Origin of the sequence: Flaviaesturariibacter aridisoli, from assembly GCF_004343705.1 — a bacterium.
GTDB lineage: Bacteria > Bacteroidota > Bacteroidia > Chitinophagales > Chitinophagaceae > Flavisolibacter > Flavisolibacter aridisoli.
The window spans coordinates 94,769-117,489 of the sequence record NZ_SKFH01000002.1 but is presented as its reverse complement, the minus strand read 5'-3'; the positions used below and the strand labels follow the sequence as shown (position 1 = coordinate 117,489).

Genomic DNA, 22,721 nt, shown 5'->3' with positions numbered 1-22,721 from the left:
GTTGAACCGGTATCGGCAGGTAACCGGTTACCAATAAACCAATCGACCAATAAACCAATAAACTACCTTCGCCCGTCCATGGAAAACACCAAAACAGCCGCTGCCTACGTACTGCGCCTGGAAGCCCGTCGGCCGGGCCAGCCGGGGCCGATCTTCGAATGCATGAAGCCCGACCCGGCGCAGAAAATGGCCTTTCTTCCACCCGAAAAAATCACTACACGGATCATCCAGCAGCACTTCGGCAGTGTGCAGCAGGCAGCGCAGAAGGCACTGGTGGCGTTTTCCGAAGAGGCTTTCAAAGCGCGCCGCGACGAGCTGGCCAAAAAACACCGTGCGGGGCGCAGCAGCCAGCTGCTGGCCGACTTTACACGCGAGGGTGTACTGCGCTACCAGCAGGAATGTTTCGCCGCCTTGCGCACCGTGGGCGCCGCGCTCCGCATTCTCCACGCCGTACGCGGCGAAGGTGGACGCCTGCGCCTGCAGGCCTGCCGCTTCCTGCCCGATATCCCCAGGCTTTTCTTTTCCGTGGACCGCAACGGGAGCGTACTGTCGCTTTCCGTAGAAATACAGGTCGGTGCAGAGCGCGGGCCGATCGCGGACTGGACGCGCACGCACTTCCTGCTGGAACGCAACAACGAGTACGCCGTGCTGACGCAGCGCGACTTTGCCACGCTCCGCTGGCTCGAGCGCGCCGACCCGGCGCAGTGGGCCGCCGACCCGGCCGCATTTGCCGCCCAGGTGCTCGACGTGCTCGAGAAAGACTACCCCGTGGCACGCAACCACCTGTTTGGAGAGGAAGTGATTGAATGTGTACCCGATTGCCGCGTCTACCTGAGCGAGATGAACGGGCGCTACCTCGTATTTACGCCAGCCTGGAACTACGAAGGCCTCGAGGTGGACGGCAACTGGGCCACCGAGCAGCGCCGCAAGGGCGGTGGGAAGGAATGGCTGATCCGCCGCCACCGCGCCACCGAAGAAGCGTTCGTGGCACAGCTGCGCGCCCTGCATCCGCGCTTCGACAACCAGCTCAATGGGTACTTCTATCTTTCGTTCGACGAAGCCCAGCACAAGCGCTGGTTTCTCAATACGTTTTACAGCCTCCTGGAGTCGAACGTACAGGTGCTCGGCCTGAGCATGCTCCAGCACTTCCGCTGCTCGCCGCACAAGCCCGAAACCATCACCGAACTGCTGTCGGCGCCCGACGAGCCGCAGATGCGCCTGCGTTTCCAGCTACGTTTTGGCGAAGAAACGGTGCCGCTCATTGCGCTGCAGCGTTCCATCTTTTCGGGCCAGCGAATCGTGCTGCTCCGCGACGGCGCGATGGGTGTATTGCCGGCCGAATGGTTCGACAGCTGGGCCACCCTGCTGCGCCACGCCAAAATTGAAAAAGAGGTGCTGACGGTGCCCCGCTGGCTGGCGCTGACGGGTGAGGGCAGCAGCTGCGAGGGCGATGTGCTCCGCCCCGTGATCCATGCCGGCTGGTGGCGCCGCTGGCAGCAGTGGCAGCGCTCCGACGAGGCCGTGCTACCCCTGCCGAAAGGCCTGCGCGCGCAGCTGCGTCCCTACCAGCAGAAAGGCTACGAGTGGCTCCACCTGCTGCAGGAAGCCGGCGCGGGCGCCTGCCTGGCCGACGACATGGGCCTGGGCAAAACCCTGCAAACGATCGCCTTCCTGTGCAGCCGCCTCGAGGCGGCGCCCGGCGAACGGCACCTGATCGTATGCCCGGCCTCGCTCGTTTACAACTGGAAGCAGGAGTGGATCCGATTTGCACCGGACGTCGCGGTGGCCTTTTTTCAACGCGAGGAAGTGCAAGGCGCTGCCGTTCTGATCGCTACCTACCACCAGGTGCGCGCCTCGGCCGATGCGCTGGCGGAACCCATGTTCGATACCATTGTGCTCGACGAAAGTCACCAGATTAAAAACCCGTCGGCACAGATTACCCGTGCCGTGGGCAGCCTGCAGGGACGATTCCGCATGGCCCTCAGCGGCACGCCCGTGCTCAACAACACCTTCGACCTGTATGCGCAGCTGAACTTCCTGCTGCCCGGCATGTTTGGCAGCCGTGAATTCTTCCGTCAGCAATATGCCGACGCCATCGACCGCAACGGCGACGCCGAGAAAATTGCCGCCCTGCGTCGCCTGACGGCCCCGTTCCTGCTGCGCCGCACGAAGGAGCAGGTAGCCACCGACCTGCCCGAAAAAACGGAGCAGGTGCTGTGGTGCACGCTCGGAACCGAACAGCGCATGGCTTACGAAAGTATCCGCGACAAGGTCCGGAGCAACGTGCTGCTCGATATCGAAGCGAAAGGCATCGAGCAGGGCCGTCTCAGCGTACTGGCCGGCATCACGAAACTGAAGCAGGTATGCTGCTCGCCGGAACTGGTGGCAGACGAAGACGTGTTCACCAGTGAATCCGTAAAAATACGGGTGCTGCTGGAGGAGCTCGAAGGCCTGGTGGCCACGCACAAGGTGCTCGTTTTTTCCCAATATACCGGCGCGCTGGACCTGCTGGGCAATGCGTTGAAAGACGCGCGGTTGCCCTTCCTGCGCCTCGACGGCAGCACGCCGACAGAGCAACGGCAGGCGCTTTGCAACCGTTTCAACGAAGCGGAATCCGAAGAACGGGTATTCCTCCTGAGCCTCAAAGCCGGGAACGCCGGGCTCAACCTGATGGCGGCCGACTACGTGTTCCTGTTCGACAACTGGTGGAATGCCGCCGTGGAGCAGCAGGCCATCGACCGTTCGCACCGCATCGGGCAAACGCGGCCCGTGTTCGCCTACCGCATGATCTGCAAAGACACGATCGAGGAGAAGATCTGGCAGCTGCAGCAGCGCAAGGCGAAGTTGTCGAGCGAGCTCATCCAGGCGGAGGAAGGGTTTGTGAAAAGCCTGACGCTGGCCGATGTGCAGTTCCTGCTGGGGTAAGCGGCTGTATCGGGTATTGGCACTTCCCAAAAAGCGGGATGACGGCCGCACGGGGCCTTGAAGCTGCACGGCGCTTAACGCGGCTTGCCGGGCCTATCCCCGGACCAAAACAGGTTCTAAGGACAACCGAGGGCTGACTCAAGCTCCCGGTTCCCACAGCCCGGCTGAAGGGTTGTGGCACTATGTTTTCTGCAAATCAGAAAAACACGGAATGGAACAGCGAAACGAGGAAAGCAACCACGCGCGCATCCGGACAGTGAGCCATGGAGAGGCTCGTCTACCGGAAAGTGGCCGCCCGGGATTGGGGCAGCAGGGTCCATCGCAGGGCTCCCAAAGCCAGGCGTACCCGGAGCGGGGCCGCCAGACCCGGGAACCAGACCAGCGGCCGGAGTGGAACCCGGAAGATGAGATCTTTTAAGTAGGAAAAATAGCCCTAGTCCGTCTTGCGCTTGAAATCGCCGCGCTTCCAGGCTTTGATGAATTCGGCCCAGGCGGCCGGGTTAAAGAGGTTTTGCGGCGGCAGTTGTCCCGAATAAACAGCGCGGTTGGCAATGTTGCGGAACTGGAGGCTGGTAGCCTCGCGGCCGTCGGCGGGCAGGGTCTGCATCAGCACCCGGCGCTTGGCCACATCGTTGTTGCGGCGGGCTACTTCAATATCGTCGTCGGGAACTTTCAGCTTGACGAAGTCGCGCCCGAACTGTTCGGCCGTAGGACGCTGGCGGATGATGGTTGCGGGGAGGTATACGGTGTCTTCCACCATCAGCTGTACGACGCTGTATTGATTGCCTTTAATATCCCGGGGAACGGTCACCAGTTTGGGTTTATAGGTAACGTGGGTGAACTCCACCTCGTCGCCCTTCAGCACCACGATCGAAAAAACGCCCTGGTTGTTGGTGATGGTACCGCGGTTCTGGCCCTTCACCATTACGCTTACGGCCGGAATGCCCACGAGGCTATCGGCCGTCATCACCACGCCGTACAGCTGCACCACGGAGTCTTTCACCGACTCGAACTGGGCGGAGGCTTTCTGGCCGAAAAAGAGGATAAGCAGTACGGGTAGCCATTTCTTCATCCCTTCAAAAATAAAACGCCCGGGCGTACCCGGCGGTTCAGGCCCGCCGCTTTGTCCTAACTTTGCGCATCATTTAACAAAAACGCCGACGATGACCCGTGAAGAAGTGTTGAAAGCCCTCAGCAACGTGCAGGAGCCCGACCTGGGCAAAGACCTCGTAACCCTCAACATGATCCGCGACCTGGAGATCAGCGGCAACGACGTGTCGTTCACGATCGTGCTCACCACGCCGGCCTGCCCCATGAAAGACATGATGCAGAAGGCCTCGGTGAATGCCATTAAGCTGCTGGTGAACAAGGAAGCCAACGTTACGGTCAACTTTACGTCGAGCACCACCACGGTGCGGGCGGACAAAAGCAACGTGCTGCCGGGCGTCAAGAACATCATCGCCGTGGTAAGCGGCAAGGGCGGCGTGGGCAAAAGCACCGTGTCGGCCAACCTGGCCCTCGCGCTGGCGAGCGGCGGTGCTTCCGTAGGCCTGCTCGACGCCGACATCTACGGCCCGAGCGTGCCCATCATGTTCGGCGTGCGCGGCGAGCGCCCGATGATGACCCAGATCGGCGAGAAAGCCTTTATTGTTCCGCTGGAGCGCTACGGCATCAAGTTGCTCTCCATCGGATTGCTGGTAGATGAAAAGAACGCGGTCGTATGGCGCGGCCCGATGGCATCAAGCGCCATCCGTCAGTTCGTGACCGACGTGCACTGGGGCGAACTCGACTACCTCGTGATCGATATGCCCCCCGGCACCGGCGACATCCACCTGACGATGATGCAAACGGCCCCCGTGACCGGCGTGGTGGTGGTGACCACGCCGCAGGACGTGGCCCTAGCCGACGCCAAGAAAGGTATCGCCATGTTCAGCCAGGCGCAGATGAACGTACCCATCATCGGCCTCGTGGAAAACATGAGCTACTTCACGCCGGCCGAACTGCCCGACCATAAATATTTCATCTTCGGAAAAGAAGGCGGCAAGCGCCTTGCCGACGAATACGAGCTGCCTTTCCTCGGCCAGATCCCGCTGGTGCAAAGCATCCGCGAGGGCGGTGACATCGGTGTGCCCATCATGATGAGCGACGATGCCATCACGAAAGCCGCATTCGAGGAATTCGCCGGGCTCGTGGCGCGCAGCATCTCGATGCGCAACGCGCATTTCAATCCCGAGCAGATCGCGGAAGTGGTGGATTAACCAGTACTAGCTGTTGTGAAAAATCTCCGGGAAACGTAAGATCTAAAACCTGAAACGTTCCATGTACGATCTCCCCGAATTCAAAGAACAAAACCCAGCGCTGGTGCTGCAATTCATGCGGGAACATCCCTTTGCCATGGTCATCGGCGCCACCACAGGCGGCCTTCCTGTGGCGACACAAATCCCCGTACTGATCGAAGAGCGCGATGGGCAACTGTTCTTCAGCGGGCATATGATGCGCAAGACCGACCATCATCTTGCCTTTGAAGAAAATCCGCAGGTGCTGTTCGTGTTCAGCGGCGCGCACAGTTATGTGAGCGCGTCCTGGTACAGCAATCCTTCCATGGGTTCTACATGGAACTACCAGTCGGTGCAGGCGCGTGGCCGGATGACCTTTCTGAACGACGCAGGGCTGGTCGACGTGATGCGCCGTACCTCGCTGCACTTTGAGGAGGGCAACGCGACTTCCCCAACGGTGTACGACAACCTTCCGGCCGACTACACGGGTCGCATGCTGAAGGCGATCGTGGGCTTCGAGGTGCTGGTTGAAGACCTTCAGCACGTATTCAAACTGAGCCAGAACCGCGACCAGGAAAGCTACCGCAACATTATCGGTAAGCTCGAACAACGGGGAGCTGACGCGCAGGAAGTGGCGCAGAAGATGCGGGGGCGGGAGCAAAACCTATTTCCTGACCTATGAGTGTCGTTCATTGTATCCGCAGGGCAACGGCGGCCGACGCGACGGCGCTCGGCGCCTTGTACCGCGACACGATCACCAGTGTCAACAGCCGCGACTACAGCGCGGAGCAGGTAGCGGTGTGGGCCGGCCGCTCGCAGCGTACCGAAAGCCTGCTGCAGCGGATCGAATCCCAATACTTCCTGGTGGCGGAAGAAGACGGGCAGCCAACGGGTTTCGGTTCCATTACCGCCGGCGGCTTTCTCGATATGCTGTTCGTGCATAAAGACCACCAGGGCAAGGGTATCGCCAATGCGCTGGTGGATATGCTGGAATCTTACGCGGTGCGCCACGACGCGTTGCTGCTAACAGCCGAAGTAAGCATCACGGCACGTCCCTTTTTCGAAAAGAAAGGATTTGAAATCGTGCAGGAGCAGCAGGTCGCCATCGACGGCGTGCCGCTCACGAATTTCAAAATGCGGAAGTTCCTTTCCTGACCTACTTACTGACGAGGCCGAGGGTGGCGCCATCGGGGTCGACGAGCTCGAGGGTGTCGGCGGTCACGCGGAGCAGGGTGAGCACGCCCACATCGTCACCACCGGACTTCGCCTTGGCGCGCGTCGTGAGCTTTTTCGATCCTTCGTCATAGCTCCAGCTGCCCTTTTCCGTAACGCCGTCCATCGTTTGCTGGTAGCTCCTGTCTTTGCCGAACAGCACCCAGGGGCGTTTTTCTGCAGCAACCTTCAGCGGCAGTTCCAAAACGCGCCCTTCGTTGCGCACGAAGCTGAAGAACCACTTTTTGCCGAGCAGCTCCGCGGGCGGATCGCCCGCACCGAAGAGGAAAAGCGCGCAGAGCACTGTTGCCAATAGTTTCATGATGCGGTAGTTAGGCCCAGCCAGTGGCGGGCGTTTTTGAATAACATTTTGTTGCGTGCGGCCTCATCGCTCACCAGGCGCTCCACGAGCTCGCCCGGCACGTGCTCACCGAGCGGGAAGGGATAGTCGCTGCCCACGCAGATGCGGTCGTCGCCCACGGCGCCGCGCAGCAGGTTAAAGGCGGCTTCGTCGTGCACGAGACTGTCCACCCAAAAGCGACCCAGGTAGTCGCGCGGGTTGACCGTGTTGTCGATCTGCACGAGGTCGGGACGAACGGCGTAGCCGTGCTCGATGCGGCCGATGGTGTAGGGAAAGGAACCGCCGCCGTGCGCAAAGGCAATGCGCAGATTCGGGAGTTTTTCGAGCACGCCCCCAAAGATCAGCGAGCAGATGGCGCGCGTGGTTTCGGCGGGCATGCCCACCAGCCAGGGCAGCCAGTATTTCTGGATGTCTTTTTCACCCATCATCTCCCAGGGATGCACGAACAGCGCGCAACCGAGGCGGTCGGCGGCTTCGAAAAAGGGGAGGAGCGCAGGATCGCCCAGGTTGACGCCGTTGATGTTGGTGCCGATCTCGATGCCGGGCATGCCGAGCTCGCGCACGCAACGTTTCATCTCGCCGATGGCCAGCGCCACGTCCTGCAGCGGCACCGTGCCGAGGCCGATAAAGCGCTGCGGGTCTTTGGCCACCGTATCGGCAATATGGTCGTTGAAAAAGCGGGAGGTTTCGAGCCCGTCCTGCGGCTTCGCCCAGTAATTGAACAGCACCGGGATGGTCGACAGCACTTGTGTGCTGACACCGGTGTCGTCCATGTCGTGGCGGCGCGATTCGGCGTCGAAGCAATTAGGTTCCACCTCGCGGAATAACTTGTCGCCCTTCATCATGCAGGCGGTGCAGTTGCGGTGCTCGAGGTGAATGAATTCGCCGTACCCGAACTTTTGCACCCAGTTGGGCATCCGGTCGGGCATAATATGGGTGTGAATGTCAATCTTCATGTAGGATGTCTGATGTCGGATGTCTGATGTGGCGCAAATCTCAATAGTATCAGAGATCAGACATCAGAGATCGGCGATTATTTCTTTACGGGTGGTTCCATCACGTGGCCGCATTTCTTGCAGGTGCGGAGGTCGGGGTTGGAGTAAAAGCGTTCCATGATCGGGGGGAGCTGCCTGACGATGTCGGTGATGAAGGCATATTCCTCATACAGCTTGATGCCGCATTTTTCGCAGAACCACATAAAGGCGTCCTCTTCATTAGCCGCTTCGTCGCGGATCTTTTCGATGACAAGACCCACCGTATTCGGTCCGCGTTGCGGGGAGTGCGGTGTGTTGGGCGGCAGCAAGAACAAGTCGCCTTCGTTGATGGGAATGTCTTTGGGCGCGCCGTCGTCGATGATCTTCAGCACGATGTTGCCTTCCACCTGGTAGTAGAGTTCTTCGCTTTTGTTGTAGTGGTAATCCTTGCGCGCATTGGGCCCGCCCACCACCATCACGATGAAGTTCTCGGCGTTCTTATATACGCACTGGTTACCGACGGGCGGCTTGAGCAGGTCGCGGTGCTCGTCGATCCAATGCTTCAGGTTGAAGGGCGCTGTTACAGCCATGGCAAATCGTTTATGGTGGCTAAGCTACTTCAAAAGTCAAAATTCAAAAGTCAAAACCTTTGCCCTATCGGTTTCCTGTTGCTCCGACAGCCACGGCGGCAAGCGCGTTTTGGGAATTTTGACTTTTTACTTTCGACTTCAACTAAGTTTGACCTATGAATTTATCTCTTGAAGGCCGCACGGCGCTGGTGTGCGGCAGCAGCCAGGGCATCGGACTGGCCATCGCCGAAGAGCTCGCGCTGATGGGTGCGGAATGCATCCTGCTGGCCCGAAACGAGGCGCGCCTTACGGAGGCCGTACGCCGCCTCGACAGCACGCTGCAGCAGGTGCACCGCACCTATGCCATTGACTTCAACGATGCGGCTGCCACCGACGCGCTCATTGCCTCCATCGTAGCCGGGCGCCCGGTGCACATCCTGGTCAACAACTCGGGCGGCCCTGCCGCCGGCCCCGTGGTGGACGCCACGGAGGAGCAATTTATCCAGGCCTTCCAGCAGCACCTCCTCACCAACCACCGGCTGACGAAAGCCGTCATCGGGCGGATGAAGGAAGAAGGCTACGGCCGCATTATCAACATCATCTCGACGTCGGTGAAGATCCCGCTGAAAAACCTTGGCGTATCGAATACGATCCGCGGCGCCGTGGCATCCTGGGCCAAGACGATGGCCAACGAGCTCGGAGCATTCGGGATCACGGTCAACAATGTGCTGCCCGGCGCCACGCGCACGCAGCGCCTCGAGGCGATCGTGGGCAACACGGCGCAGAAGAAAGGCCTGGACCGGGAAGAAGTGGAAGCCGAAATGATCGCCGAGATCCCGGCACGCCGTTTCGGCGAAGCGGCGGAAGTGGCCGCAATGGCCGCTTTCCTGTGCACACCCGCAGCCGCCTACGTCAACGGGACCAGCATCCCGGTGGATGGCGGAAGAACAGGATCCATCTAAAATAATTAAGCCGATGCTTCGGCTACGCTCAGCATAACAGTTGTCAGCCTGAGCCTGCCGAAGGCCCACTTCCGACTTTCAAACTTATTGTACGATGCTTGACTTTTCGATACCCAGTCATCTTGAGAATTATATCGGTGGTTACCTGATCGGGCCGCTGAGCGGAAAGTTTATCGATAATGTGAACCCGACTACCGGCGAAGTATATTGCCAGATCCCTGACAGCGGCGACCGCGATGTGGAGCTGGCCGTAACCGAGGCGCGCAAGGCGTTCCCGGCATGGAGCACCACGCCTGCCGAGGAGCGCTTTCTCATCCTCAACCGGATCGCGCAACTCATCGACGAACACCGCGATGCGCTGGCCGAAGCCGAAACACGTGACAATGGCAAGCCGCTCTGGCTGTCGAAGCGCGTAGACATTCCGCGGGCCTCTGCCAACTTCCGCTTTTTCGCCACCGGCATCCTGCATTTTTCAGCGGAAAGCCATACGATGGAAAACACAGCGGTCAACTACACGCTGCGGCAGCCGGTAGGTATCGTGGGCTGCATCTCGCCCTGGAACCTCCCGCTCTACCTGTTTACCTGGAAGATCGCGCCGGCGCTGGCCGCGGGCAACTGCGTCATCGCCAAGCCTTCGGAGGTGACACCGCTTACCGCATTTCTACTGTCGCGCATCTGCAAGGATGCAGGGCTGCCTGCCGGCGTGCTCAACATCGTGCACGGGACCGGCCCGACTACGGGTGAAGCCATCGTGCGGCACCCTGCCATCAAGGCCATCTCGTTTACCGGCTCCACGCGTGCCGGTGCCCACATCGCCTCCGTGGCCGCGCCGATGTTCAAGAAGCTGTCCCTCGAGCTGGGTGGGAAAAACCCGAACATCATCTTCGCCGATTGCGATTTCGACAAGATGCTGAAAACCACGGTGCAGTCTTCGTTCAGCAACCAGGGACAAATCTGTCTCTGCGGCTCGCGCATACTGGTGGAAGAATCGATCTACGAAAAATTCAAGACGGCTTTTCTCGAAGAGGTGCGGAAGCTGAAAGTCGGCGACCCGATGGACGTAGGCTCCAAACAGGGCGCCGTGGTGAGCAAGGTGCATTACGACAAGGTGCTGGCCTGCATCGAGATCGCGAAGCAGGAGGGTGGAACCATCCTTATCGGCGGCAACGCTGTTACGCCCGAAGGCCGCTGTGCCGGCGGTTACTTCATTGAGCCCACCGTGATCGAGGGGCTCGGCCCGCAGTGCGCCACCAACCTGGAGGAGATCTTCGGGCCCGTGGTGACGCTGCAATCCTTTAAAACGGAGGAAGAAGCCCTGGAGCTCGCCAATGCCTGCCACTACGGGCTTTCCGCCACCATCTGGACGAGCAACATTTCGCGGGCCAACCGCGTGGCGATGAAGGTCGAGGCCGGCATCATCTGGGTCAACTGCTGGCTGCTGCGCGACCTGCGCACACCCTTCGGCGGGATCAAGAATTCAGGCGTCGGCCGCGAAGGCGGCTGGGAAGCGCTCCGCTTTTTCACCGAAGCGAAGAACGTCTGCGTGCAGCTTTAGGGAATGAGTAATGAAATTTGCGGAAACAACTACAAACTACAAACAACAAACTACAAACTTTCTCATGTCTGATATCATCAAAACCGACACTGCTGCCAAACCTTTGGGTGCTTACCCGCATGCGCGGAAGGTGGGCAACCTCCTTTTTCTTTCGGGCATTGGTCCGCGGAGTGCGCAGGATAATTCCATCCCCGGGCTGGTGCAGGACGCCGACGGCACTATCGTGTCGTACGACATTGAGGCCGAATGCCGCTCTGTCTTTGCCAACGTAAAGGCGGTGCTCGAGGCCAGCGGCAGCAGCTGGGACAAGATCGTGGACGTGACCGTTTTTCTTACCAACATGAAAAAGGACTTCCCCCTCTACAACCGCATTTACGGCGAATATTTCGCCGGCATCGAAGCCTGCCGCACGACCGTAGAAGTACGGAGCCTGCCGACGCCGATCGCCATCGAGCTCAAAGTGATCGCAACAGTGGAGGGATGACCCTTCCAGCTTCGCGAAAGCCACTTCGGTCCGTCACATCAATCACTACCTTTAGCCCCGCCATGCAATACGAGAACACGTTAGAATTCGCCCGGCAGCTCGACGCGCAGGACCCGCTGCGCGCTTTCCGCGAGCGCTTTTTTATTCCCCGACACAACGGGCAGGACACGGTGTACTTTACCGGCAACTCGCTGGGCCTGCAGCCGAAGGCCACGCGCGACTACATCGGGCAGGAGCTCGACGACTGGGCCAGCCTGGGCGTTGAAGGCCACTTCCAGGCCCGCAATCCCTGGCTGCACTACCACGAACAGTTTCCCGCGCTGCTGGCCCCATTGCTTGGGGCAAAGCCCGAAGAGGTAGTGGCCATGAACCAGCTGACGGTGAACCTGCACCTGCTGATGGCTACGTTTTACCGGCCCACGAAGGGTCGCTATAAAATTCTTTGCGAAGCGAAGGCGTTTCCTTCCGACCAATACGCGCTCGAATCGCAGGCCCGCCTGCACGGCTTCGATCCGGCCGACGCCATCGTGGAGGTGCACCCCCGCCCCGGCGAGCACTACCTGCGCGAAGACGACATCCTCGAAGCCATCAACCAGCACGGAGCGCAGCTGGCCCTCGTGCTCTTCGGCGGCGTCAACTATTACAGCGGACAGGTGCTGCCGATGAAAGTGATCACCGATGTGGCCCACAACGTAGGCGCCTACGCCGGCTTCGACCTGGCGCATGCCGCCGGCAACGTGGCGTTGAAGCTGCACGAATGGGACGTCGACTTTGCTTGCTGGTGCAGCTATAAGTATCTCAACAGCGGCCCGGGTTCGGTAGCCGGCGCCTTCATTCATGAGCGGCACTGCCGGAATACGGAGCTGCCACGTATGGCGGGCTGGTGGGGCTACGAGAAAGAAACGCGGTTCCAGATGAAGCCGCTGTTCAAGGCCATCCCCAGCGCCGAAGGCTGGCAGCTGAGCAACGCGCCGGTGCTGTCGATGGCGGCCCACCACGCTGCCCTCGACCTCTTTGCCGAGGCCGGGTTTGAGTCGCTTTGCGCGAAGAGCCGGCAACTAACGGGCTACCTGTTTCATGTGCTCGACGCGATCAACGCGGCACAGGAAGTGCGTGTGATCGAGGTCATCACCCCGCGGGAGGAAGATGCCCGCGGCTGCCAGGTGTCGATGCTGATGCTGCAGAAAGGACGCGACGTATTCCGTGCGCTCACCGACCGCGGCGTCGTCGCCGACTGGCGCGAGCCCAACGTGATCCGCGTAGCGCCGGTGCCGCTGTACAACAGCTTCGAGGACGTGTGGCGCTTCGGGGAGATCATCCGGGAAATTCTGTGAGGAAAACAACAGGATCACCAGGGGATTTTAACGGGAAAGCACGCGGATTTTCTAGGATTTATATGATCAGCGCAGATGTACTTTTAGTGAAATCGCTGATCGATGCCTGTGTATGAAAATTTTAAACATCGCGAGCTCACTTCAAAAATTCTAAAAGCATTCTATACGGTATATAACCGATTAGGATACGGTTTTTTGGAGAAGGTGTATGAGAATGCACTGGTAATTGAACTGCGCAAAATGGGCCTTCGCTGCGAACAGCAAGTGCCGATTACAGTTTATTATGAAGGCGAAGTTGTAGGAAATTTTCGGGCCGATGTCTTGGTGGAGGGAATCGTAATCGTTGAGCTGAAGGCTGCGGTAAATTTATGTGCTGGCGATGAAGCACAACTGGTCCACTACTTGCGCGCGACTGAAATCGAAGTTGGATTGCTGCTCGGCTTTTGCGAAAAGCCGGATACAAAGCGGCGCGTTTTTGAGAATTTTCGCAAAAAGTTGCCCGATCGTATCAACTAATCATATCTAAAGCGACTTTTGGAAGTGAACGGTACTTGAAACCCAAGGCAACCACGACCAATCATTTATCATCGTATTCATCGTACAAAATCTGCGTTCTTTCTCTATGTCCAGCAGCTCCAGAAATATCCTGATTACCGGCGCCGGCCTTGTCGGTTCCTTGTTGTCCATCTACCTGAAACGACGCGGGTACGACGTTTCGATCTACGAACGCCGCGGCGACATGCGCAAGGAAGCCGTGGAAGCCGGCCGCTCGATCAACCTCGCCCTCAGCGACCGCGGCATCAAGGCGCTCCGCGAGGTAGGCATCGCCGACGAAGTGCTGCAGATCGCCATCCCCATGCACGGGCGGCACATTCACCAGCCCGACGGGTCGCACGCGTTCCAGCCTTATGGCAAGGAAGGACAATACATCAACTCGGTATCGCGGCGCGAGCTGAACGCCAAGCTCATGGACCTTGCCGAGCGCGAGGGCGTGCAGATCTTTTTCGACCACGCCTGCCAGGATGTGGACTGGAACGCCTGCCAGCTGCAGCTGCGCCACGGCAGCGACACCGTCACACGCCCCTTCGACCTGCTCTTCGGCGCAGACGGGGCCTATTCGGCCACCCGCCTCGCCCACATGCTCAAGCACCCGAAGTTCGAATACCAGCAATACTATATCGACTGCGGCTATAAGGAGCTGTCGATCCCGGCCGGAGCAAACGGCACCTTCCTGCTCGAAAAGAATGCCCTCCACATCTGGCCGCGCAAGGAATACATGCTCATCGCGCTGCCCAACCTGGACGGCACCTTCACCGGCACGCTGTTCTTTCCCTTTGAAGGCGAAACGTCCTTTGAAAAGCTGACTACCAAAGAATCCGTTACGGCCTTTTTTGCGGAGCACTTCCCCGACGTGGTCCCGCTGATTCCCGACCTGGAGGAACAGTTCTTCCGCAACCCCACGGCCTCCCTGGTGACGGTAAAGTGCGCCCCCTGGATCCGCGGGGATCACTTCGCGCTCATCGGCGACGCGGCGCACGCTATCGTGCCGTTTTTCGGGCAGGGCATGAACGCCGGCTTCGAGGACTGCAGCGTGCTCCACGAGCTGCTGGAGCGGCACGGCGAAGACTGGGGCCGCATCCTGCACGACTTCCAGGAGCTGCGCAAGCCCGACGCCGATGCCATCGCCGACCTCGCCGTGAACAACTTCACGGAAATGCGCGCCCGCACCGCCGACCCGAAATTCCTGCTGCAGAAAAAGGTCGAAGCCTGGGTGCATGAGCAGCATCCCGACAAATGGATCCCGGCCTATTCACAGGTGACCTTCAGCCCGCAGATCCGCTACAGCGAAGCCCTGCGCAACAGCCAGCGCCAGGAAGCCATCATGCAACAGGTCATGCAGCAGCCGGGCATCGAAGAAAACTGGAAAACGGATGCCGTGAAGGATCGGATATTAAAGGGGCTTGAGCAGGGGATAATGGGATGATGGGGTAACCGGGTGATGAGTTCAAGAGTTCAAAAAGTGGGTAGGTACGTGTTACCAATTAACCAATAGACCAATTAACCAATAAACTTCTTCATGACGCGGCAACAACTCATCGACCAGATCTTTGCCAAAGGCACCTATCTCTGCGTGGGGCTTGATACCGATCCCGACAAGATCCCCGACCACCTGAAGGGGCAGCCCGACGCGGTTTTCGAATTCAATAAGGCCATCATCGATGCGACGAAAGACTATTGCGTGGCCTACAAGATCAATACCGCCTTTTACGAGGCGCAGGGCCTGAAAGGCTGGGAGGTCATGGACCGCACCGTGCGCTACATTCCAGCAACGCATTTCACCATCGCCGATGCCAAGCGCGGCGACATCGGCAACACCTCCACGCAATATGCGAAGGCCTTTTTCGAGGCGCTGCCTTTCGACGCCATCACCGTGGCCCCCTACATGGGCGCCGATTCGGTGCGTCCCTTCCTCGAATATGAAGACAAATGGGCCATTATGCTCGGGCTGACCTCCAACCCCGGCGCGCGCGACTTCGAGCTGCTTGACTGCAGCCGCCGCCAGGATGTGCTGGTAGACGGCGTCCACACACAGCCCCGCGCCGAAGGAAAGCTCTTCGAGTTCGTGCTGCAAAAAGGAGTTGAGTGGGGGAGCAGCGGCAACCTGATGTTCGTGGTAGGCGCTACGCAGGCCGCCGCTTTTGCCCAAATCCGCGCCTCGACACCCGACCATTTTTACCTCGTACCCGGCGTAGGCGCACAGGGCGGCAGCCTGAAGGATATCTCTGAAGCCGCGCTCACCGCCGATTGCGGGCTCCTCGTAAATGCCAGCCGCGCCATCATCTATGCTTCGGAAGGGGAGGACTTCGCGCAGGAAGCAGCGGCCATTGCCCAGCAGTATGCGTTTGAGATGAAAGGTTACCTCGACGGGATCCGACGTATCTAAGGTGCTCGCCATGGGCGAAACAGGCTCTGAAAAGTTGCGGTATGCGGCGTTTTTTCTCATAAACCGTGCAGGTTGCTGTAGCGCTGTTAATTTTTGCGAAAAGCTGTATTGGCGTTCGTTGCTCGTGTACCTTTTCAGAAATGATTTTATGCGCGCCGTAGCCGTTTTCCTGATGAGTCTTGTGACCATGGGTTCTATTGCACAATCACCGGGCACGCGGGCCGATACGACGCGCGTCATTGCGTCGGCGGATCTGCTGGTTGGAGAGGCGCGGAAGCAGGCCTTGAAAGAACACAAGAACGTCCTGGTGTTGTTTCATGCTTCCTGGTGCGGCTGGTGTAAAAAAATGGAAAAAGCCCTGGACGAGCCTGCGCTGAAGCCACTGTTCGACAAGAGCTTCGTGACCGTCTGGCTTACGGTTGACGAAACTCCCGAGCGCCGGCTTGACGAAAACCCCGGCGCAAAGGAACTCCTCGGAAAATACGGGGGCTCCGATCTTGGCATTCCCTATTTCATTGTTTTCGATCCGAAAGGGAACCGGCTTTCCGACTCGCAACGGGAACCCGGGCAGAACATCGGCTGCCCCGCCGAGCCCGAAGAAGTGGCGTATTTTGTAGAGGTCCTCAAAAAGACGACAAACCTTACGGAGCGCGAGCTCCAGGCCATCGCAGAACGTTTCCGGAAGAATAAAAGCTGATCTGCGCAAATCATCCCAATCACAGAAATCTGCATTCTTTTTCTTCGCCTACGTTGGACTCCGCGCCAAAGGCTTTTGCCGACGGCATGCGGGCCATCATGTTCCCCGATTCCCCTACATTTGCCCGCATGGCTACCGATCAATTCACTTCCCCCGACTATTTCCTGGTGGACGAGCTGCTCACCGACGAGCATAAGCTGATCCGCGAAACAGTGCGCAACTACGTGAAAAAAGAGATCTCCCCGATCATCGAAGACTATGCGCAACGCGCAGAGTTCCCGGAGCAGATCGTGAAGCAGATGGGCGAGCTGGGCTGCTTTGGCCCGACCGTGCCGGCCGAATACGGCGGTGGTGGCCTCGACTACATTTCTTACGGCCTGATGATGCAGGAGCTCGAGCGCGGCGACAGCGGCGTCCGTTCCACTGCCTCCGTGCAGGGCTCACTGGTGATGTACCCGATCTATGCCTACGGCTCGGAAGAGCAGAAGCGCAAATACCTTCCGAAGCTCGGCTCGGGCGAGTGGCTCGGTTGTTTCGGCCTCACGGAGCCCGACCACGGTTCCAATCCCGCCGGCATGATCACCAACATCAAAGACGCCGGCGACCACGTGATTCTTAACGGCGCCAAGATGTGGATCTCCAACGCACCCTTTGCCCAGGTGGCGGTGGTGTGGGCGAAAGACGAGGCGGGCGACATCCGCGGCCTTGTTGTGGAGCGCGGCATGGAAGGCTTCAGCACGCCCACCACACACGGTAAATGGAGCCTCCGCGCTTCGGCTACGGGCGAGCTCGTGTTCGACAACGTAAAAGTTCCGAAGGAAAATATCTTCCCCAACGTCAAAGGCCTGAAAGGCCCCCTGGGCTGCCTCACGAAGGCCCGCTACGGCATTGCCTGGGGCGCGCTGGGCGCGGCGATGGACTGCTACGATACGGCCCTTCGCTACTCGAAAGAGCGCATCCAGTTTGACCGTCCCATCGGCGGCTTCCAGCTGCAGCAGAAAAAGCTGGCTGAAATGATCACCGAGATCACCAAGGCGCAACTGCTCGTGTGGCGCCTCGGCACCCTCATGAACGAAGGCCGCGCTACGCCGCAGCAGGTGTCGATGGCCAAGCGCAACTCCTGCGAGATCGCCACCAACATCGCCCGCGACGCCCGCCAGATGCTCGGCGGCATGGGCATCACCGGCGAATATTCCATCATGCGCCACATGATGAACCTCGAAAGCGTGATCACCTACGAAGGCACCCACGACGTGCACCTGCTCATTACGGGCATGGACGTGACGGGGCTGAACGCGTTCAAATAAGGCGGGTCCGGCCCCTGCGCCCCGACGGGGGCACTCAGGATGCCGGCAGTTGTTTTTTAAATACTTCCTAAAGCAATTAATAAGGATGGCCCGCGCAGCGGGCCATCCTTATTTTTGAGAACTACGTACTTATGAAAGTGGAAACGGGAAAAGACAGTTTAAATCTAAGTGCCCCCTTCGGGCAGGCGAGCGCGGCGAAGGCCGGGGGCGAAGCCCGGGGGGCTGGCCGCCTTTTCCTGGTCGGGTTCATGGGCTGCGGCAAGAGCTACTGGGGCCGGCAGCTCGGGCCGGCGCTCGGCGTGCCCTTCATCGACCTCGATGAGCGCATCGAGGAGCATGCCGGCAAATCCATCAACGAAATTTTTGCCGAAGAAGGAGAGGAGTACTTCCGCCAGCTGGAAAAGGAAACGCTGCACCTGCTTACGGAAAGCCATTCCGAATTCGTGATGGCCACCGGCGGCGGCACCCCCTGTTTCTACAAGAACATCGACTACATGAAAGAAAAGGGCCGCACGCTTTGGATCAACTGCTCCGTGGAGTGCCTCCACGCGCGCCTGCTGACGGAGCGCGACCGCCGACCCCTCGTGCGTGACCTCGGCGAGGAGCAGCTGCGCGCCTACATCTTCCGCAAATTCGGCGACCGCCGCATCTTTTACCAGCAGGCCGACATAACCGTGGAAACGGACAGCCTGAAGCTGGCGCATCTGCTCGATAAGATCGCGCACGCGTGAACACCCCTTTGTTACCGTCCTGGCGAGCGTAACGAAGGGAAGAAATGACGGCCGGTTGTTACCTTTGCCACCATGCAGAAAACCTTTCTTTCGCTCGGTGCCATCCTCGCCTGCCTGGGCGTGATCCTGGGGGCCTTCGGCGCGCACGGGCTGAAAAAGTACGTGGGCCCCGACGTGGTGGCCACCTACCAGACCGGTGTGCAGTACCAGATGTACCATGCCTTCGCGCTGCTGCTCACGGGGATCCTGTGGGAGAAATTCGGCGGCTCGACTCTCAGCACGGCGGGCTGGTGTTTCCTGGTGGGCATCGTGCTGTTTTCGGGCTCGCTGTACCTGCTGGCGTCGCTGAAGGCGATGGACAATGTGGGCCTCCGCGGCATCGGGGTCATCACGCCCATCGGTGGCCTCTTTTTCATCGCCGGCTGGATCGCGCTGCTGATCGGAATGCTGCGCCGATAATTTTAATATATTAGCCGAAAACCGCCACCCATCCCGACCGGGCGATTATCTTTGCTTTATGGCGAACCGGCTGAAAACCCCACCACCCCCGCCTGCAGCGGTTGAACCAGAAGTGCCTGCAGAAATCACCGACATACTGGAGCAGGAGGCCGCGCCGGCCCCTGCCAAACCCGCCCGCAAACCCCGCAGCAAAGCGGCCAAAGAAGGCGTAAAAGAAACGGCCAAAGAATCCGGCAAATTCAAGAAGGACCGCGAAGAGTCCATCGACTTTAAAAAGCTGGCCCGCGACGAACGCACCTGGAAGATCATCGGCACGCTGTCGCTGCTGCTTTCGGTATTCCTCTTCATTGCCTTTGTTTCCTATTTCTTCACGTGGAAAGAAGACCAGGACAAAGTGCTGCAAAACAGCGCTTCCTTCCTCGTCGACGACGAGCTGAAGGTATCCAACCTCCTCGGCCGCCTCGGTGCCTGGACGGCTCACTTTTTCATCTACCGCGGCTTCGGCGTTGCATCGCTGCTGTTCTGCACCTTCTTTTTCGTGGTCGGCATCAACCTGCTGTTCGAGCGCAAGGTGTTTTCCATCTGGCGCAACCTCAAATACATCACCTTCGGCCTGCTCATCGCTTCTGTGGCAATGGCCTTTGTGCTTCCGGCGCATTACGAGGGCGGCGTCGACTTTCCCTGGGGCGGCCGAGTGGGTAATATGGTTTCCGACTGGCTGGGCCGCTTTATCGGCACCGCCGGCACCGCTTCGCTGCTGCTGGTGGTCGGCGCTTCCTACCTGATCTGGCAGTTCAACCCCACCTTCAAGCTGCCCGAACGCAAGCCGAAGCCGGCTCTGGCCGCAGCAGCTGTACCGGAGGTAGCGGACAGCCCCTTCCTGGAAGAAACGCCGGATACCGATGAGGACGTGACCGAAGAACCTACCGGCGCGCGCCTGACCATCGCCGGCCCCTTCGTGGAAAAGGCCACCGGGCCCGCCGAAGAGCCGCTCGCAGAGCGTCCCAACCTGCTCAAGGGCGAGAGCGAAATGCAGTTTGTGCCCACCGTCAATGATCAATACGCCGGCGTTGCTTTCGAGATCATCGAAAAGGCCGACGAGCCCGGTGACGAGGAAGAAGTTCCGGAAGAAGAGGAAGTTGAAACACCGATGGAGGAGGAGCTGCCGCAGGAAAAAGAGATCGTGGCCGACATCCTGCATACCCACGACCTCGACATCGAGCCGGCCCGCCCTTCGGTAGTGGTGCTGCCCCCCAAGGCCGCTCCTGCGCCCGACCCGGAGCCCGAGCCGCCCGCACCCGAAGAAAAGGCGGTCATCATGCCTTCCGACAATTTTCAGCTCGAGATCAAGGAAGCCGAGGCAGAGCCCGAAGTGGACCACGACGTGGTGCAGGTCGGCAAAGGCTACGGCGACCTGCCGCCCTACGACCCGATCCTCGACCTCCGCGACTACAAATACCCCGGCATCGACCTGCTGGAGGTGCACGGCTCCGAGCGCGTGGACCACGATCCCGCCGAACTGGAAGCGAACAAGAACCAGATCATCAACACGCTGAGCAACTACGACATCAGTATCCAGAAGATCTCCGCCACTATCGGGCCCACCGTAACGCTGTACGAGATCGTGCCGTCGCCGGGTGTCCGCATCTCGCGCATCAAGAACCTCGAAGACGATATTGCCCTGTCGCTGGCGGCCCTCGGCATCCGCATCATTGCGCCCATCCCCGGCCGCGGCACCATCGGTATCGAAGTGCCCAACGTGAAGAAATCGGTGGTGAGCATGCGCACCATGCTGGGCTCCGAGGAGTTTCGCAACTCATCGCTGCAGCTGCCCATCGCTATCGGTAAAAAGATCGACAACAAACTCTTTGTGGCCGACCTCGCCACGATGCCCCACCTGCTGATGGCGGGTGCTACCGGCCAGGGTAAATCGGTTGGTCTCAATGCCATCCTCGTGTCGCTGCTGTACAAAAAGCACCCGTCGCAACTGAAGTTCGTGCTGGTGGACCCGAAGAAGGTGGAACTTTCCATTTACCGCCACATCGAGCACCACTTCCTGGCCAAGCTGCCGGGCGAAGAGGAAGCCATCATTACCGATACCAAGAAGGTGATCGCCACGCTCAATGCACTTTGTATCGAGATGGACAACCGTTACGACCTGCTCAAGGAAGCCGGCGCGCGGAACATCAAGGAATACAATGAGAAATTTACCAAGCGCCGCCTCAACCCGCAAAAGGGGCACCAGTACCTGCCCTTTATCGTGCTGGTGATCGACGAATTTGCTGATCTTATCATGACCGCCGGCAAGGAGGTGGAAATGCCCATCGCCCGCCTGGCACAGCTGGCCCGCGCGATCGGTATTCACCTCATCATCGCCACGCAGCGACCTTCGGTAAACATCATCACGGGTACCATCAAGGCCAACTTCCCCGCACGTATCGCCTTTAAGGTGTCTTCCAAGATCGACTCGCGCACTATCCTCGACACGGGCGGCGCCGAGCAGCTCATCGGCAAGGGCGACATGCTCATTTCCTACAACGGGGAGCTCGTGCGCCTGCAGTGCGCTTTTGTAGATACACCCGAGGTGGAACGCATCAACGACTTCATCGCCGACCAGCGCGGCTACCCGCAGGCCTTCCTGCTGCCCGAATACGTGGATGAGAAGGAGCTCGAAAAGGGCGGCGACTTCGACTCCGGCGACAAAGACCCGCTGTTTGAAGACGCGGCCAAGATCATTGTGCAAAACCAGCTTGGCTCCACCTCGTTGCTGCAGCGTCGCATGAAGCTGGGCTACAACCGCGCCGGCCGCCTTATGGACCAGCTCGAGCGAGCCGGTATCGTGGGCCCGAACGTGGGGTCGAAGGCGCGGGAAGTGCTGTTCAAGACGGAAACGGACCTGATGGAACACCTTTCGCTGCTGGGGTAGGAAGCTGGATTACAGGAGTACATGAGTACACGAGGAAAGAAATGGTCGCTCGCTTCTCAAATCATGTACGCATGTACGTACACCTCATTTCCCCGCCCCTCTGTTAATTAGCGTTAATACCTCCGTTACAGCGCTGTTAATCCCTGCTTTTTCACCCATGATCGGTATGTTCCTTGCCCTTGCGGGGGCGTTAATGGGGCTATATTTGCCCCGCATTCCTTAAGCATGTACACGATACCCGTATGAAAAAAATGGTTACCCTGATGCTGGGCCTGGCGACGATCAGCGCCGTCAATGCCCAGAAAGTTTCGTCCAGCAACCCGGTGAGCAACGACCCCGCGGCGAAGAAGATCCTCGACGCCGTGAGCACCAAGTTCCGCACGTTCCGCGCCCCCAGCGCCGCTTTTACCTACAAGATCGAAAACGCCCAGGGCAAGGCCCTCTCTACCAAGAAAGGCACCGTGATCATGAAGGGCACGAAATACCACGTGACCATTCCCGGTATGGAGCTGTTCTCGGACGGCAAGACGAGCTGGAGCTACGACCGCAGCGCCAACGAAGTAACGGTGAAGGACGTGGACGCCGTAACGGGCGAGATCACCCCGCAAAAGCTATTCACCAACTTCTACGACAAGGACTTTCTTTACAAGCTCAATGGTGAAAAGAAAGAAGGCGGTAAGACCCTCCAGGAGATCGAGCTGACCCCCACCAATAAAACGCGTCCCTACCACAAGGTGTACCTGTGGGTAGACAAGTCGAACAAAGTATTTTACAGCGCCAAGATCCTCAACAAAGACGGCAACCGCTTTTCCTACACGGTGAGCAGCCTGAAGCCCGACGCCGGTGTGACTGATGCCGAGTTTGTTTTCAACAAGACGAAGTTCCCCGGTGTTGAGGTTGTCGATCTGCGTTGACGAGCGGATAGAATATCGAACAAGGAACTCAGCATAACGAAGGGAAGTCCGCACCGGCTTCCCTTTTTCATTGGACGCCGCCGCGCCTGGT

Annotated in this window: 21 protein-coding genes; 17 read left to right on the top strand and 4 right to left on the bottom strand. The window is 59.2% G+C overall.

The genetic code is table 11. The features are described from left to right. The first annotated feature begins 78 nt into the window (after positions 1 to 78). Entirely contained in the window at positions 79 to 2,925 is a 2,847-nt protein-coding gene (locus E0486_RS02140; RefSeq protein ID WP_131850494.1) for a DEAD/DEAH box helicase, read from the top strand. A 433-nt stretch (positions 2,926 to 3,358) separates the two neighbouring features. Here E0486_RS02140 and E0486_RS02135 read toward each other — a convergent pair whose 3' ends face one another. Continuing rightward, positions 3,359 to 3,997 (bottom strand): carboxypeptidase-like regulatory domain-containing protein, encoded by a 639-nt coding sequence (locus E0486_RS02135; protein WP_131850493.1) that lies wholly within the window; start codon positions 3,995 to 3,997, stop codon positions 3,359 to 3,361. Positions 3,998 to 4,088: 91 nt separating this feature from the next. On the opposite strand from E0486_RS02135, the gene E0486_RS02130 reads away from it, so the two are divergent. The 3 genes from E0486_RS02130 to E0486_RS02120 all read left to right on the top strand — a co-directional run bounded on the left by E0486_RS02130 (position 4,089) and on the right by E0486_RS02120 (position 6,356). Next, on the top strand, positions 4,089 to 5,183 hold the full coding sequence (locus E0486_RS02130; RefSeq protein WP_131850492.1) for an Mrp/NBP35 family ATP-binding protein: 1,095 nt from the start codon (positions 4,089 to 4,091) through the stop codon (positions 5,181 to 5,183). A 61-nt stretch (positions 5,184 to 5,244) separates the two neighbouring features. Further along, positions 5,245 to 5,883 (top strand): FMN-binding negative transcriptional regulator, encoded by a 639-nt coding sequence (locus E0486_RS02125; RefSeq protein ID WP_131850491.1) that lies wholly within the window; start codon positions 5,245 to 5,247, stop codon positions 5,881 to 5,883. Continuing rightward, positions 5,880 to 6,356: a GNAT family N-acetyltransferase gene (locus tag E0486_RS02120; protein ID WP_131850490.1), complete on the top strand. Its 477-nt coding sequence runs from the start codon at positions 5,880 to 5,882 to the stop codon at positions 6,354 to 6,356. Before E0486_RS02125 ends, E0486_RS02120 begins: the two co-directional genes overlap by 4 nt. 1 nt (position 6,357) lies before the next feature. Here E0486_RS02120 and E0486_RS02115 read toward each other — a convergent pair whose 3' ends face one another. The 3 genes from E0486_RS02115 to E0486_RS02105 form a co-directional block, all read right to left on the bottom strand. Then, positions 6,358 to 6,735, bottom strand: coding sequence for a hypothetical protein (locus tag E0486_RS02115; protein WP_131850489.1), 378 nt, complete (start codon positions 6,733 to 6,735; stop codon positions 6,358 to 6,360). Continuing rightward, positions 6,732 to 7,730 carry an amidohydrolase family protein gene (locus tag E0486_RS02110; RefSeq protein WP_131850488.1) on the bottom strand — a complete coding sequence of 333 codons (999 nt, stop codon included), beginning with the start codon at positions 7,728 to 7,730 and terminating at the stop codon, positions 6,732 to 6,734. Before E0486_RS02110 ends, E0486_RS02115 begins: the two co-directional genes overlap by 4 nt. Positions 7,731 to 7,807: 77 nt before the next feature. Then, positions 7,808 to 8,338 (bottom strand): 3-hydroxyanthranilate 3,4-dioxygenase, encoded by a 531-nt coding sequence (locus E0486_RS02105; protein WP_131850487.1) that lies wholly within the window; start codon positions 8,336 to 8,338, stop codon positions 7,808 to 7,810. A 155-nt stretch (positions 8,339 to 8,493) separates the two neighbouring features. Between E0486_RS02105 and E0486_RS02100 the strand changes: the two genes are divergently transcribed. The 13 genes from E0486_RS02100 (at position 8,494) to lolA1 (ending at position 22,630) form a co-directional block, all read left to right on the top strand. Next, positions 8,494 to 9,279 (top strand): SDR family oxidoreductase, encoded by a 786-nt coding sequence (locus E0486_RS02100; protein WP_131850486.1) that lies wholly within the window; start codon positions 8,494 to 8,496, stop codon positions 9,277 to 9,279. A gap of 94 nt (positions 9,280 to 9,373) precedes the next feature. Next, a complete protein-coding gene (locus tag E0486_RS02095) occupies positions 9,374 to 10,834 on the top strand; it encodes an aldehyde dehydrogenase (RefSeq protein WP_131850485.1) in 1,461 nt (486 codons plus the stop codon). 64 nt (positions 10,835 to 10,898) lie between these two features. Further along, positions 10,899 to 11,318 carry a RidA family protein gene (locus E0486_RS02090; RefSeq protein WP_131850484.1) on the top strand — a complete coding sequence of 140 codons (420 nt, stop codon included), beginning with the start codon at positions 10,899 to 10,901 and terminating at the stop codon, positions 11,316 to 11,318. Positions 11,319 to 11,380: 62 nt separating this feature from the next. Further along, entirely contained in the window at positions 11,381 to 12,652 is a 1,272-nt protein-coding gene (gene kynU, locus E0486_RS02085) for a kynureninase (protein ID WP_131850483.1), read from the top strand. Between the two features lie 102 nt (positions 12,653 to 12,754). Beyond that, the gene (locus E0486_RS02080) at positions 12,755 to 13,168 is read left to right on the top strand and encodes a GxxExxY protein (protein WP_131850482.1); all 414 of its coding nucleotides are present in this window, start codon (positions 12,755 to 12,757) and stop codon (positions 13,166 to 13,168) included. A 106-nt stretch (positions 13,169 to 13,274) separates the two neighbouring features. Then, positions 13,275 to 14,636 (top strand): FAD-dependent oxidoreductase, encoded by a 1,362-nt coding sequence (locus E0486_RS02075; protein ID WP_131850481.1) that lies wholly within the window; start codon positions 13,275 to 13,277, stop codon positions 14,634 to 14,636. Positions 14,637 to 14,729: 93 nt separating this feature from the next. Then, positions 14,730 to 15,596: an orotidine-5'-phosphate decarboxylase gene (gene pyrF / locus E0486_RS02070; protein ID WP_131850480.1), complete on the top strand. Its 867-nt coding sequence runs from the start codon at positions 14,730 to 14,732 to the stop codon at positions 15,594 to 15,596. Between the two features lie 10 nt (positions 15,597 to 15,606). Further along, complete coding sequence (locus E0486_RS02065; protein ID WP_131850479.1) at positions 15,607 to 16,293, top strand: thioredoxin family protein; 687 nt, start codon at positions 15,607 to 15,609, stop codon at positions 16,291 to 16,293. 128 nt (positions 16,294 to 16,421) lie between these two features. Next, positions 16,422 to 17,600 (top strand): acyl-CoA dehydrogenase family protein, encoded by a 1,179-nt coding sequence (locus E0486_RS02060; protein WP_131850478.1) that lies wholly within the window; start codon positions 16,422 to 16,424, stop codon positions 17,598 to 17,600. A 131-nt stretch (positions 17,601 to 17,731) separates the two neighbouring features. Beyond that, positions 17,732 to 18,331 (top strand): shikimate kinase, encoded by a 600-nt coding sequence (locus E0486_RS02055; protein ID WP_131850477.1) that lies wholly within the window; start codon positions 17,732 to 17,734, stop codon positions 18,329 to 18,331. A 72-nt stretch (positions 18,332 to 18,403) separates the two neighbouring features. After that, complete coding sequence (locus E0486_RS02050) at positions 18,404 to 18,790, top strand: DUF423 domain-containing protein (RefSeq protein ID WP_131850476.1); 387 nt, start codon at positions 18,404 to 18,406, stop codon at positions 18,788 to 18,790. Between the two features lie 58 nt (positions 18,791 to 18,848). Then, positions 18,849 to 21,716: an FtsK/SpoIIIE family DNA translocase gene (locus E0486_RS02045; RefSeq protein ID WP_243697356.1), complete on the top strand. Its 2,868-nt coding sequence runs from the start codon at positions 18,849 to 18,851 to the stop codon at positions 21,714 to 21,716. A 242-nt stretch (positions 21,717 to 21,958) separates the two neighbouring features. Then, positions 21,959 to 22,630, top strand: a complete 672-nt coding sequence (lolA1, locus tag E0486_RS02040) for an outer membrane lipoprotein periplasmic chaperone LolA1 (RefSeq protein ID WP_131850475.1) — start codon at positions 21,959 to 21,961, stop codon at positions 22,628 to 22,630. Positions 22,631 to 22,721 lie beyond the last annotated feature (91 nt).